Annotated in this window: 10 protein-coding genes and 1 pseudogene; 2 read left to right on the forward strand and 9 right to left on the reverse strand. The window is 71.0% G+C overall.

Annotation, left to right across the window (positions count from 1 at the left end; genetic code table 11):
* Positions 1 to 16: 16 nt before the first annotated feature.
* The 8 genes from HV824_RS16125 to HV824_RS16160 form a co-directional block, all read right to left on the reverse strand.
* Complete coding sequence (locus HV824_RS16125; protein ID WP_176419815.1) at positions 17 to 2,200, reverse strand: caspase family protein; 2,184 nt, start codon at positions 2,198 to 2,200, stop codon at positions 17 to 19.
* 88 nt (positions 2,201 to 2,288) lie between these two features.
* Positions 2,289 to 3,212 carry a hypothetical protein gene (locus HV824_RS16130; protein ID WP_176423665.1) on the reverse strand — a complete coding sequence of 308 codons (924 nt, stop codon included), beginning with the start codon at positions 3,210 to 3,212 and terminating at the stop codon, positions 2,289 to 2,291.
* A gap of 1 nt (position 3,213) precedes the next feature.
* Entirely contained in the window at positions 3,214 to 5,964 is a 2,751-nt protein-coding gene (locus tag HV824_RS16135; RefSeq protein WP_255208079.1) for a TonB family protein, read from the reverse strand.
* Positions 5,965 to 6,121: 157 nt separating this feature from the next.
* Complete coding sequence (locus tag HV824_RS16140; protein ID WP_176423667.1) at positions 6,122 to 6,847, reverse strand: energy transducer TonB; 726 nt, start codon at positions 6,845 to 6,847, stop codon at positions 6,122 to 6,124.
* Between the two features lie 16 nt (positions 6,848 to 6,863).
* Entirely contained in the window at positions 6,864 to 7,298 is a 435-nt protein-coding gene (locus HV824_RS16145) for a biopolymer transporter ExbD (RefSeq protein ID WP_176421578.1), read from the reverse strand.
* Positions 7,299 to 7,301: 3 nt separating this feature from the next.
* Positions 7,302 to 8,024: a MotA/TolQ/ExbB proton channel family protein gene (locus HV824_RS16150; protein ID WP_176417999.1), complete on the reverse strand. Its 723-nt coding sequence runs from the start codon at positions 8,022 to 8,024 to the stop codon at positions 7,302 to 7,304.
* A 165-nt stretch (positions 8,025 to 8,189) separates the two neighbouring features.
* Positions 8,190 to 9,188: an aldo/keto reductase family protein gene (locus tag HV824_RS16155; RefSeq protein ID WP_176423668.1), complete on the reverse strand. Its 999-nt coding sequence runs from the start codon at positions 9,186 to 9,188 to the stop codon at positions 8,190 to 8,192.
* Between the two features lie 13 nt (positions 9,189 to 9,201).
* Positions 9,202 to 9,684 carry a DoxX family membrane protein gene (locus HV824_RS16160; RefSeq protein ID WP_176417997.1) on the reverse strand — a complete coding sequence of 161 codons (483 nt, stop codon included), beginning with the start codon at positions 9,682 to 9,684 and terminating at the stop codon, positions 9,202 to 9,204.
* Between the two features lie 840 nt (positions 9,685 to 10,524).
* Here HV824_RS16160 and HV824_RS16165 point away from each other — a divergent pair.
* Entirely contained in the window at positions 10,525 to 11,025 is a 501-nt protein-coding gene (locus tag HV824_RS16165; RefSeq protein WP_176423669.1) for an SMI1/KNR4 family protein, read from the forward strand.
* A gap of 90 nt (positions 11,026 to 11,115) precedes the next feature.
* On the opposite strand, the gene HV824_RS16170 is transcribed toward HV824_RS16165, so the two are convergent.
* Complete coding sequence (locus HV824_RS16170) at positions 11,116 to 11,907, reverse strand: AraC family transcriptional regulator (RefSeq protein ID WP_255208080.1); 792 nt, start codon at positions 11,905 to 11,907, stop codon at positions 11,116 to 11,118.
* Positions 11,908 to 12,253: 346 nt separating this feature from the next.
* On the opposite strand from HV824_RS16170, the pseudogene HV824_RS16175 reads away from it, so the two are divergent.
* Positions 12,254 to 12,552 (forward strand): annotated as a pseudogene (locus HV824_RS16175) (hypothetical protein); the annotation flags it as partial.

Genomic DNA, 12,552 nt, shown 5'->3' on the forward strand with positions numbered 1-12,552 from the left:
CCTCCACGAGGGCAGGTCAGATGCGCACGCCCAGCAACAGGCCGGGCCACATGCGGACGCCGCCGGGGCCGCGCCCCAGCTTCCACTGCGGCAGCCAGCTCACGTCGCGGTCCTCGTCCTGAGACGACGGGTCGTACGCGTTGAGCGACACACCGCCGAAGAGCGCGAAGCGCCGCTTGAGCTCCCACCCCAGCGTGGCGCGCATCCGGAACAGCGTGTTCTTGGGCCCCGTGCCATAGAAGTTCGGCTGCCAGCTCCCGTATGACAGGTCCACGTCCAGCGAGTAGCGGTCCGCGGCATCCAGCGGGACGTGCACGCCCAGGCCCAGGTTGAGGAAGGTCCGCAGCGAGTCTTCGCCAATCCCCACGCCCGTGGTGGCCAGTACATAGACAGTCCGGCTCCCATACTTGATGCCCACCGACAGGGGCATGACGTCGTCGGCGGAGAGCTCCAGCACGAAGCGCCCCTTGCGGACGATGCTCAAGAGGCCAATGGGCACCGACACGTCGTCGGCGATGTTGATGAGCCCCAACTGCACGCCGCGCACCTCGGCCGCCACGTTGATGAGGCCCACCTGCGCGCCCGCGACGTCCCCGGAGATGTTGATGAGGCCCACCTGCGCGCCCGCGAGCCGCTCCGCCAGGTTGATGCCCACGGCCGCCTGCACGCCACGAAGGCGCGCCGCCGCGCGGTTCGCCGTGGCGCTCACCTGGAAGCCCGTGAAGTCCCGCTCGGCCAGGTTGAAGACGGCGGACACCTGTCCGCCCGTGCCGCCACTGAAGGCGAGGTTGCCGCCGAACGCCGTCTGGAGCCCGAAAATCTCCCCGCCCGCCACGTTCGCGATGCCCGACACCTGGAACCCCTCCAACGTCCCGTCCACCCACCCCACGCCGACGGCCACGCCCAGCCCCTGGAGCTGCATCGAGCGCACGCCCAGCACGCCCAGCGCCAGGTGGTTGCGCCCGCCGCCACCCCACAGCGCGGTGGTGGCCAGCGGCGGCACCAGTGACAGATTGAAGGGCACGGAGGGCATGTCGCCGAGGACCACCGGCTCGCCAACGGACAGGGCCTGGGCCCGCATGTCCGTCCCGCCTCGCGCCGCCGTGCGGGTGAGCGTCATGGGCACGAAGTGCTCCGCGCGCAGCTCCGAGCCCCCCTTCGGCGACACCGTCAACTCCGCCTCGAGCCGCTGCGCCGGCCGCTCCAGCACGACGTGGTAGCGCCCCGCCTCCAGTCCCAGCGCCAGGCGCCGGCCCGCGGGCTTCTGCAGCTCCGCGACCAGCTGGTTGCCCCAGTCGCGCACGAAGAGGCGGCCCTGCACGTCCTCCGCCACCGTGAGCCGCACGCGTGAGGTGCGCAGGTCCGTCAGCACCAGGTCGCCGCTGCCCGCGAGCTGGATGTCATAGGCCGCGTGCTGCGGCCCACCCTGCGAGCGCTCCGTGCGCGCCAGCGTCTCGTGGAAGGCGAACTGGTAGGCCTCGTGCAAGGTGACGCGGCCATCGCCGCTGGCATCCGCCGCGCCGCGCAGGCCCGTCACCAGGAAGTGCGTGAAGAAGGACGCGCCGATGGTGTCCGACTCCTGCGCCACTTCGTCCGCGGAGCTGGAGGCGAGGTACGCGTGGCCCCTCACCTGCGACGCCGCGTCCATGAGGAAGCCCGGCCGGTGCACCCCGCCCTTGAAGCGCGTCAGCGCGCCGGAGCCGCACGAGTCCAGAATCGCGATGCGCACGTCCACGGGCACCGCACCCAGCTCCTGCTTCAGCGCCGCGTAGGTCAGCCGCTCACCGCGCGGCAGCAGCCCCTCCGCGTCCGAATGGCCCGAGTAGTAGAGCACCAGCTCGCTGCGAACGCCGTCCGCGGTCGCGGCCTCCACCAGCACCCGCATCCGCGCCAGCGCCGCCAGCAGGCCCTTGCGGTCCGCCTCCAGCAGCAGCACGCGGTCCGCCACCGCCACGCCGCCCAGCTCCTCCAGCACGCGGGACATGGCCAGCGCATCCGAGCCCGCGTAGCGCAGCCGCTCGCGCCCCTCGCCGCCCTCGCTGGAGCCCACGAGCAGCGCGAAGCGGCGCAGCGTCACCGGGGGCGCTTCCGCCGGGGGCGGCGTGGCCGCGGCGGACACGGTGGCCCACACGCCCAGGCAGGCGACGGCCAGCAGACCGCACCGGCGGCCCCATCCCCCAGCAGTGGTGCGTCTCATCATCCGCGTTCCACCCCACGCGTCAGGCCCGGCCCGGCCTCAAGCGAGTCCCTCGGCATATCTCGACTGGTGGCCGGCGCGCGAGCGCGGCTCACGGACTCCAGAGCGCCCGCCGCACCACCCAGGAGCTGCCGCCCCGGCCATCCCGCACCACCGCCCAGAACGTCACCTCTTGCGCCTGCGCGCCCGCGGGCGGCTCCCACTCCGTGCGGTGCCGGCCTTCCTGCCCGCCGAACGACGAGCCTCCCGTCTCCTGCGGCGCGAACTCGCCCAGCGTCGCGTGCCACGAAATCTCCCAGCTCTCCCGCAGCGTCACCGCCTCCAGCCGCAGCCCGGGCACCACGTAGGTCTCCTGCAAGGCGGCCACGTCCTCGGACGTCACCACGAAGGGCCCGGCCCCCCGCAGCTCCAGCGGCGCCTCCGCGGGCCACGCGACGTCATCCACGCGCAGGCCTGGAATCACCGGCTGTTCGTTCACCCGCATGCCCTCCACCGCCGGGCACCAGAAGACCATCAGCTTCTGCGCGTACACCACCTCGTCGCCCGCCTGCGCGCGCAGCACCAGCGGCATGCGCAGGCCCCCCAGCCCCCGGTACGGGTCCAGCTCCTGCACGCGCTGGAGCAGCGGGATGTCCTCCGCCAGCGTGGACGCGCCCGGACGGACGCTGAGCGCCAGCTCGCCCGCCACGGTGGCGCCCTCGGAGAGCAGCACGCGGTTGGACGCGTTCGCGCACGTCCGGTCCTCCCTGTCCGCGCACGCCCACAGCGTGTACTGGATGGGCCGCCCTTCCCCCGCCGGGTCCACCAGCAGGGCCCGGTACGTCACGTCCGAGGAGAGCTCATCCAGCGTCTCCTGCGTGATTTCACAGGCGGACGCCATCAGCTCCGGAGGCTCCGTGGCGATACCGAGCACGCGGAAGTCAAACACGCGCGACGGCTGGTCCTCCACGTCGACACACGCGGCGGCGCCCAACAGCAGCAGCGACAGGCCGCAGGACTCGAGCAGGGCCTTCATCTCAGAAGCTTCCTTTCACACCCACCACGGGGAGGATGGGGATGCCCGGCACCTCGTACTCGCGGCGGAACCGGTAGTCATTGAAGACGAACTCGACGTTCTGCGCGTTGTAGAGGTTCTGCACGTCCAGGTAGGCCGTGAGCGTCCAGCTCTGGAACCGCCAGCTCTTGTCCACGCGCACGTCCAGTTGGTGGAAGCCGCCCGTGCGGTCGGAGAAGTACGGGCCGAACGTCGCGTTGAAGCGGTTGCGGTCCGAATCATAGACATCATAGCCGCTCGCCAGCGGCGTCATGGGCCGGCCGCTGGTGTAGCGGAAGCGGCCGCCCAGCTCCCAGCCGTTGCCCAGCACGTAGCTGGCCACCAGCGTGAGGATGTGCGTCTGGTCCCACGGGCTGAGGCCATACGTGGAGTCATCCGGCACGGCGCCCCCGCCACCGAAGAGGCCTCCGCCCTGAGGCCGAGGCCCCGCGCGTCCGTCCTCGGCGCGGCTGAAGGTGTACGACAGCCAGCCGGACCACTTGTCCATCGCCGAGGCGCGGTCCTTCTTCAGCATCACCTCTACGCCATACGCGCGGCCGATGCCGTCGTTGGAGTACGGCAGCGTGAAGACGCCGCCGCCCTCGTTGGTGACGAGCTGGCCGGGGGACACCACGTTGTTGAAGCGGCGGTTGAAGAAGCCGGTGACGTCCACGTTGAACACGTCATTGAAGCGGTGCTCCACGCCGAGGCTGCTCTGGAACGCGCGCTGGTAGGCGAGGTCCGGGTTGCCGTAGGGCAAGGTGATGAAGCGGAACGTCTCTGGCGGCTGGCTGTAGAGGCCCAGCGAGCCCTTGAGGTTGGTGCGCGACGTCGCCGCGTAGCGGACCCACAGCCGGGGGTCCAACGCCAGGTTCCGCGTGTTGCCCACCGACTGGAGGTTGCCGCGCACGCCCGGCGTGAAGGTGAACTTCCCCACCTGCAGGTCGGCCTCCAGGAAGAGCGCGCCGTCGAAGGCGCTCAGGGCAATCTGCTCCTCCAACTGCTGGCCCACCGGCTCGGCCCCGGGGAAGGGCACGTACTCCACGCCGCCCGGCGCGGGGAACGACACGTCGTAGCGCTCGTGCTCGAAGACGAGGTCCAGACCGGTGCGGAGCGTGAGCGCGGAGGACAGCTCGATGCCGAGCACCTCGCGGGCGCCCAGCGTGTACGTCCTGCCATCCTGCCGCGCGAGGCCGAAGTCGACGCTGCTGCGGTCCAGGCCAACGAAGGGCGTGAACACGGACCACATGGCGCCCTTGCGGTAGGTCCAGTCGCCCTTCACCCGGTGGAAGTTCGTGCGCGTGTCCAGCTCCAGGTCCCGCTCCGTCGTGGGGCCGGTGGACACCACGCGGAGCTGGTCATCACTGCCGAAGGCCATGAGGTAGCCGGAGCTGCGCGCGCCCCCTGGCGTCACGGCCGTGTCGTCATTGGCCGTGCCCCGCTTGGCGCCGAAGTCCACGCGGAGCTGGTAGTCCCAGTAGCGCGGCACCACGGAGAGCGTGCCCCCCTCCGACTCCGGCAGGACGGCGGGCAGAATCGTGTCGATGTAGGAGCGGCGCGCGGCGGCGGCCACGCTGATGCCGTCCGTAATCGGGCTCTCCAGGAAGAAGCCCGCGTCCAGCAGGTCCACCTTCACCGAGCCGTGCAGCGTGTCCGAGGCGCCCTTGCGCGTGCCCACCTCCACGATGCCGCCCACCGCGCGGCCGTACTGGCTGCCGTAGCCGCCCGGGTAGAAGTCGAGCTGGTCGATGAACTCCGCGTTGACCACCGAGGGCCCGCCGAGCAGGTGGAACAAGAGGGGGATTTCGACCCCGTCCATCATCGTCGACGTCTGGCCCGGGTTGGAGCCACGGACCAGCAGCTCGCCGGAGATGAAGGGGGCGCGCGCCACGCCCGGCAGCGACTGGATGACGCGGATGGGGTCGCCGAAGGAGCCCGGCGTCTTCTGCGCCTCCTCGCGGGTGATGGTGCGGCGCACCACCTCCTTCTTCGGCCGCGCGGAGCGCACCACCGTCTCCAGGCCGCTCCCCGAGGGCGCGAGGTAGAAGTTCACCTCCGTCGTCTCGTTCGGCTTCAGCTCCTCCTTCGTCTGGTAGAGCTGGAAGCCCGTGGCCACCACGCGCACCTCGCAGGTGCCCGCGGGCACCTCCAGCGTGAAGCGGCCGTCGTCGTCGGACATCGCCTCGGGCGCGTCCGGGTCGTCACCGCAGCGCACGGTGGCGTTGGGCACGCGCGAGCGGCTGCCGCGGGAGATGAGCTGGCCGGTGAGCGTGGCCTTGGGCTGCTCGGCCTCCGCGACCTCGGCGCCCGGCTCCGGCTCCGGCGCGGTGAGGGTGAAGTGGTAGACGTACTCCACCTGCACCGGCGCGGGCACGCCGTCCACCTCGGCGGGCGAGAAGCGGAACTGGCGCACCGCCGCCATGGCGGCCTCATCGAAGCCGTTGCCCACCGGCTCGGTGGGCAGCACCTCGGCGACGGAGCCGTCATCCGCGATGGTGATGATGAGCCGCACCGACGCGGTGAGCCCCTGCGCGAGCGCCTCGGGCGGGTACTGCGCCTCCACCTGCTGCACCAGCTCGGGCGGCCTGGTGATGGTGGGCTGGGCCTGCGCCGGGGGTGGCGTGGCCGCGTCCGCGGGAGGCGCACCGGCCTGGGGTGCCTGCGCGAGCACGGGCGCCGCCAGCAGGAGCGAGGTCGCGACGAGCGCGCCTCGGGCTTTCAGGAGGGAGGACATGGCGTGTCCAAGCATACGGGTGAGGAGGTTCCCGCTCCCGATGAAAGAGAGACGGAGCGAAGGCGCGGTGGAACCCCGGCGACGCCTGTGGGGAGGGGTACCCCTGACATGCCGGGCACGCCCGCGCTCCGCCTCTCTCCCAGCGGGAGTGGCGACATCAATCGAGCAGGAAGGTGTACGCGTATTTCATCTCCGTGGAGACAGGCTCGCCGGCCTTGATGGCGGGCTTGAAACGGAAGCGGCGGATGGCGTCCCGCGCCGCCTCGTTGAGGCCATAGCCGGGGCCCTTGAGAAGCTTCACCGCCACCACCTTGCCCTCGTGGTCGATGGTGATGGAGAGCGTCACGGTGCCCTCCACGCCCGCGCGGCGCGCCTCCTCCGGGTAGGGAATCTTCACCTCGGAGGCCACCGTGGGCTCGGAGTCCACCTGGTAGATGGGCGCGTACTTCGGCGCGCTGTACCCCTTCACGTCCTTGGGGTCCTTCGCGGTGGGGCCCGTCCTGCCATAGGCGGTGTTGCCCACGGGCGCGGCGAACGAGCCCGCGCTGGTGGTGGAGGACATCGTCATGCCGACAATGAGCGGCGGCGGCTTCGCCTGCGGCTCCGGAGGCGGCGTGTCGTTGGGCGGCGGCGGCGCGTCCACGGGCGGCGGCGGCAGCGGCTTGGGGGCCACGGCCACCTTCACCGGCGGCGGCTTCACCACCTCCACCATCACCATCTCCACGGGGCGCTTGGCGGCGGGGAGGGTGCGCGCGGCGCCTTCTCCCAGTGCCCAGAAGCCGCCGACGTGGAGCCCCAGCGACACGAGCAGGAAGACGCCCACCACGGCCAGCGAGCGGTCGCGTCGGGGCGTCGGAGCGTTGTCGAGGACCGCCTGACTCATGAAGTGACGCCTTGCCTCAGGGTGCCGCGGGCGCGGCCGCGGGGGCCACGTCCTTCTCGATGTTGAGCGCGAACTTCGCGATGCCCTGGCCCTTCACCACGTCGATGAGGCGCATGACGCGGCCGTAGGGTATCGACTGGTCGGCGCTGATGATGGCGCGCGTGTCCTTGTCCTTGGCCACCGCTTCCTGGACGCGCTGCTCCAGCTCCTGCTCGGTCAGCTCCGCGCCGTCGAAGAAGAGCTTGCCCTCCTTGTCCAGCACCACGTTGACCAGGCCCTGCACCGTCTCACCGCCGTTGGCGGCGCGGGGCAGGTCCACCTCCACCGTCTCCCGGACGATGAAGTTGGCCGTCACCATGAAGATGATGAGCAGCACCAGCACCACGTCCACCAGCGGGGTGACGTTGATGCCGGTGATTTCGTCGTCGTTGTCCTGCGCGCCGCCCGCCATGGCCTAGCGGGCCTCCGCGGCGCGCGCCGCCGTGGCCGTGCTGGCCGCGGGGCGCTCGGCGCGCATGCTGCCGACCAGGGCGTAGCCCAGGGCATTGGTGCGGCTGGTGAGCGTCTTGAGCTGGCGGTTGAAGACGTTGAAGGCCACCACCGCCGGAATCGCCACCGCCAGCCCCACGGCCGTGGCGACGAGCGCTTCGGAGATGCCCGCCATGACGGTCTGCTGCATGGCCCCGCCGCCGCCCTGGGCGTTCATCTTCCCCAGGTCGTTGAAGGCCTTGATGATGCCCAGCACCGTGCCGAACAGCCCGATGAAGGGCGCGTTGTTGCCCAGCGTGCCCAGGTACGACAGGAAGCGCTCGTACTGGGGGCGCTCGCGAGACAGCGTGGACGCAATCACCTGCTCCACCGTGTCCGCGCCCTGGTCGGCGGAGGCCAGGGCCTCGCGGATGATGGCGGCCTCCATGCCCGTCTTGCCCTCAATGGCCTTGCGGGCCACGTCGTACTCGCCGCGGGCCAGCCGCACCGCCAGGGCCTCCGAGTCCGGCAGCCGGTGGCGCGCGAAGTACACCGTGCGCTCCAGCATGATGGCGATGGAGAGCACGGAGAGGATGACGAGCACCCAGAGCACCCACTCGGCGGAGGTGAGCGTCACGCCGAGCAGTTTGCTGCTGAGCCAGCCAAGCTCGGTGTGACTCGTCTGGGCCAGGGAGAGGAAGGGCGTCATGGAGGGAAGCCTGGGTAAAGGTGGGTCACGGGGTACTCGCAACCCGGTTGCCAACTTGCGGGCCCATGTCTTGTTCCCTTGGCGCGGAAAGTCAAATGGAACGGCTCGGGTGGGGTGTCGCCCTCCCGGAAGCGGACGCTCAGGCGCCCGCCCGGGTGGGACGGCTCAGGGGCGCTGGGCGGGGACGTCGGTCAGGGCGGGATTCCGTTCAATGGCGGGGCCCAGCACCGCGTCAATCCGGCGCAGCAGCTCAGGCTCCAGCTTCACGCCCGCGGACTTCACGTTGTCGTGCACCTGCTCCGGCCGGGAGGCGCCGACGATGGCGGAGGAGACGCTGGGATTCTGGAGCACCCAGGCCACGGCGAGCTGGGCCATGGAGAGGCCGGCGTCCTTCGCCAGCGGGACGAGCTGCTGCACGCGGGTGAGCACGTCGTCCGTCATGAAGCGGGTGATGCCGTAGCGGACGGCGTTGGCCTCCGTGGCGCGGCTCCCCACGGGGGGCGCCTGGCCGGGCAGGTACTTGCCGGTGAGGACGCCCTGGGCGATGGGGGACCAGACAATCTGCCCCAGGCCCGCTTCGTCGGAGGCCGGGATGACCTGCGGCTCGATGACGCGGTAGAGCATGGAGTACTGCGGCTGGTTGGAGATGAAGGGCACGCGCAGCTCGCGGGCCAGCGCGGCGCCCTGGCGAATCTGGTCGCCCGTCCACTCGGAGACGCCGATGTACAGCGCCTTGCCCTGGCGGACGATGTCGGCGAACGCGAGCATCGTCTCCTCCAGCGGCGTCTCCACGTCGAAGCGGTGGGCCTGGTACAGGTCCACGTAGTCCGTCTGGAGTCGGCGCAGCGAGCCGTCGATGCTCTCCAGGATGTGCTTGCGCGACAGGCCGCGGTCATTCTTCCCGGGGCCGGTGGGCCAGTACACCTTGGTGAAGAGCTCGTAGCCGGCGCGGCGCTGGCCCTTCAGGGCCCGGCCGAGCACTTCCTCGGCGCGGGTCGCCGCGTACACGTCCGCGGTGTCGAAGGTGGTGATGCCCACGTCCAGCGCCGCGCGCACGCAGGCGAGCGCGGCCTCCTCCTCCACCTGGGAGCCGTGGGTAATCCAGTTGCCGTAGGAAATCTCACTGACGACGAGGCCGCTGCGGCCGAGCTTGCGGAAGTGCATGGTGCGCGCCAGCCTAACCGTGGGCCTCCTGGCGCGCACGGCCGCGGACGGGCCACCATCCGCCGGCCCACGCCACCCAGGCGACGTAGACGAGCTGGAAGGGGATGCGCAGCCAGAAGTACCAGTCCGGGAAGGGCAGCACGTGGGCGGCGGTGTTGGCCTGGGCCTCGTGGATGTTGGCGGGGAGGATGGCCAGCAGCAGCGCGATGAGCCCCAGCGCCGCGAGCCGGCGCGTGCGTGGCAGCAGCAGCCCCAGCCCGCCCGCGACCTCCGCTGCCCCGGAGAGGTAGACCCAGAACGCGGGTGACGGCAGCCGCGGCGGAACCATGGCCGCGTAGCGCGCGGGCATGACGAAGTGCATGACGCCCGCGCCCACGAAGAAGAGCCCCGCGGCGACCGCGGCGCGCGCCCCGGGCGTGGATAGCGCGGGGAGGCGCCGCAGCGGAGGCAGGTGCAGCAGCAGGAAGAAGGACAGCAACAGGATGGCGAAGGACATGGGGTGTGCTCCTGAAGAGAGGCACGGGAGGGTGGCCTGCCGTGCCATTGACTCCAGGATGGGGCCCCTGTGCCGCCGTCGGCTTGAACGAACTGGCTGCGATGTGAGGCGCGCGTCGTGCGGCCTCCGGTCTCGGTGCTACCGCTGGTCGCGCGGGTGGGCGTGGTGGGCCTACCCACCACGACAGTTGCGGCGTTGGTGGTCCACTATCCAGTTTTGTCTGTGATGTGGTGTTTGCGTGAAGCTTTGGCGCCGCCAGTACTTCGTGAGCGTGTTCTTGCTCCTCGCCGTGGGCGGCTGCGGGTCGGCCACCGTCAGCACCGCAGCCGGGAAGCCTTCAGCGAAGTGGGTGGGCCCGGCCATCCCGAGCCCGGCCGGCGGGAAGGTGCAGACGACCATCTACTATGGCCCTTGGCTGTGTAGTGCCTCGCTGCTGTCTCGCTGCGAGCGCCGGTGCGTGGCCGAGGGGCGTGCGCCCTTGCTCGGCTGCATAGGGCTCGCGGACATCAAGGGCGACTGGCAGGGGCGATTCATGGCGCTCCCGGCGGCGGCAGGTGGGCGTTTGGCCGTTACCCACTGCTGCTGCGACTACCCGACTGTCAGCGACCTCCAGCGCCGCCGCCGCACCTGGAACAATGCGCGAGTTGGCTTTCGCGAAGCGTGGGGAAACGAATTCGGCGGCTGGCCGCAGTCGGACGGGCGCAACTGGCCGGGGCACCACATCTTCGACTTGTTTCACGGCGGCCACCCAACAGCGCTTGCGAACGTGTTGCCAGTGCCTCCGCTCGTGCATGACGTCTTCAGCGGGGCCTACCCGGCTTGCTATAGTCGCGGCGGCCGATGGCGCTCTGTGGGGCCGGACAGGCCCTACGTGGACTAGCGATGGCCATTGAGTCACTGCTCGCGGAAATCTCACGGGCGCATTTCCCGCACCCTCCGGCGACGCCAGAGCGGATTGCTACCTTCGAGGCGCGGATGGGGTGGCGCCTGGACGAAGACTTGCGCGCCTTCTTCCTGCACTGCGACGGCGCGGAGCTGTTCGAGCGGCTTCCCGAGGCAAACTACAGCATCCTCTCGTTGGCGGGGATTGAGGAGGCGACCCTTCGGCTCCGCCGTCGCGACCACAGCGATGGAGAGGCCGCCTGCTGGTATCCTCTGGTGGACTGTCAGGACTCCGACTTCGTACTGGTCGATGTGGCGCGCCCCGGAGGCCCGTACCCTCTCCTCGACGCCTACCACGAGACGTACCCGCGCGAGGTGCGGCGAGTTGCCGGCTCGTTCCGCGAGTTCCTTGAGCGCGCCCTGGCGAGTGACGACCAGTTCTTCTGGCTGGAGGAGTAGCGGGCTTCGTCTACGACTCCGTCAACCGGAATCGGGGCAGGCTCACATCGACGTCTTGCGGCTTGAGGTTCCACTCATCTGTTCGGCGCTCTAACTCCTGGGCCTGGTCGGTGGTGGCGCGCCGGTGCGGCCCTGCGCCTGGACGCGCGGTCCACGGCGCTGAAGTGATGACGGCGTGGTGCCGAACATCCGCCGGAAGGTGCGCGTCAGGTGCGCCGCATCCGAGAAGCCGGCCGCATGGGCGGCGTCACCCAAGGTGCGACCCGCGGCGATGGCGCCCGCGGCCCGCTGGAGCCGGAGCCACAGGAGGTAGGGCCGCAGCGGCACACCGACGGATTCGGTGAACGTGTGCATCAGCCTGCCGGGCGAGAGGCCCGCGACCTGGGCCAGGGCTTCGAGCGAGGTGTCTTCCGGCGCAGCCTCCGCGCGCAGGTGGCGCAGCAGCTTGCGCACGCGCGGGTGGAGGTGGCGGGGGGGTTCGGGCGCTCCGGAGAGGGCGGCCAGCGTGGACTCCATCCATCCGCCGACCGCTTCGTGCGCCAGTGCGCCCGCCGTGGGCAGCCCGCCGAGGAGGGCATCGCGCTGCGTCGTGCCGAACAGCCGTAGCGGACCGTCGAGCGCGGCCTGGAGTCGCGCGCCGTCGTCGCTCTCGGGCTCGATGAAGAGGATGACGACCTCGCTGCCGCGCGCGTCGAGCGCATGGGGAAGGTCCGGGCCCACGAGCACGCCGGCTGCCTGCTCGGCCGTCTTCCGGCCCTGCGCGCGGACGGACAGCTCGCCCTGTCGGCACAGCACCAGATGCATGGCGTGGTGGGCGTGCTTCGTCGTCACGTCGCCGGGGCCCCACATCGCCAGCGCGGTGGGCCACACCACCAGCGGCATGTCCGGCCATGGCGCTTGGGGCGCCAGTTCTGGAGGGCGGGCGAGGAGCATCCAGGAGCTGGGTTGTAGCAGCAGTCCGGTGGGCGTGATGGCACTTGGGGACAGTGGGTGGGCCGTCTTTGACGCGCGAGGCGGCACCTGGGGCAGCCTCGCGTGAAGGCGCGGCCATGGGCACTTCCACCGCGGGGATGCCGCGTCGGTGTCCGCGAGGCTCGGGCGATCCGTGCCGGCCAGCGGGAGGGGGCGTCAATGCACGGCGGGAGGAGACCGCTCACACCCGGACCGCGACGGCTGGGCGTCGCGTCGCTTGTGGGGAATGGGCCGAGTAGTCGACACTCGGCGCTTCATGGCTGCCAGTGAAGAACGCCGCTTTCAGGCCCTGGTGCTCTCGCCCATCCGGCGCGTGCAGCGGCGCCTCAACGCGGTGGCATGGGCGGAGGCGGGCATCGTCCCGATGTGGGCCACCGCCACGGCCTGCGTGCTGGCCCGGCTCCTCCTGCGCGGCGCCTTCGTCTGGGCCCTGCCGCCGCTGCTGGCGCTGGGGCTGGGCGCGTGGCTCTGGCGCGCGCGTTCCCGGCGGGTGTCGTTGGAGCAGGCGGCGGTGCTCGCGGACCGGTCGGCGAACGCGGGCGGGCTGCTCCTCAC

The organism is Myxococcus sp. AM009 (genome assembly GCF_013372605.1).
Lineage (GTDB): Bacteria > Myxococcota > Myxococcia > Myxococcales > Myxococcaceae > Myxococcus > Myxococcus vastator.

What these genes read in the sequence shown, in the direction of transcription:
- HV824_RS16140 (WP_176423667.1), bottom strand. Translation starts at nt 6,847, where the DNA reads ATGAGTCAGGCGGTCCTCGACAACGCTCCGACGCCCCGACGCGACCGC.
- HV824_RS16155 (WP_176423668.1), bottom strand. Translation starts at nt 9,188, where the DNA reads ATGCACTTCCGCAAGCTCGGCCGCAGCGGCCTCGTCGTCAGTGAGATT.
- HV824_RS16165 (WP_176423669.1), top strand. Translation starts at nt 10,525, where the DNA reads ATGGCGCTCTGTGGGGCCGGACAGGCCCTACGTGGACTAGCGATGGCC.
- HV824_RS16150 (WP_176417999.1), bottom strand. Translation starts at nt 8,024, where the DNA reads ATGACGCCCTTCCTCTCCCTGGCCCAGACGAGTCACACCGAGCTTGGC.
- HV824_RS16145 (WP_176421578.1), bottom strand. Translation starts at nt 7,298, where the DNA reads ATGGCGGGCGGCGCGCAGGACAACGACGACGAAATCACCGGCATCAAC.
- HV824_RS16170 (WP_255208080.1), bottom strand. Translation starts at nt 11,907, where the DNA reads ATGCCGCTGGTGGTGTGGCCCACCGCGCTGGCGATGTGGGGCCCCGGC.
- HV824_RS16125 (WP_176419815.1), bottom strand. Translation starts at nt 2,200, where the DNA reads ATGATGAGACGCACCACTGCTGGGGGATGGGGCCGCCGGTGCGGTCTG.
- HV824_RS16160 (WP_176417997.1), bottom strand. Translation starts at nt 9,684, where the DNA reads ATGTCCTTCGCCATCCTGTTGCTGTCCTTCTTCCTGCTGCTGCACCTG.
- HV824_RS16130 (WP_176423665.1), bottom strand. Translation starts at nt 3,212, where the DNA reads ATGAAGGCCCTGCTCGAGTCCTGCGGCCTGTCGCTGCTGCTGTTGGGC.
- HV824_RS16135 (WP_255208079.1), bottom strand. Translation starts at nt 5,964, where the DNA reads ATGTCCTCCCTCCTGAAAGCCCGAGGCGCGCTCGTCGCGACCTCGCTC.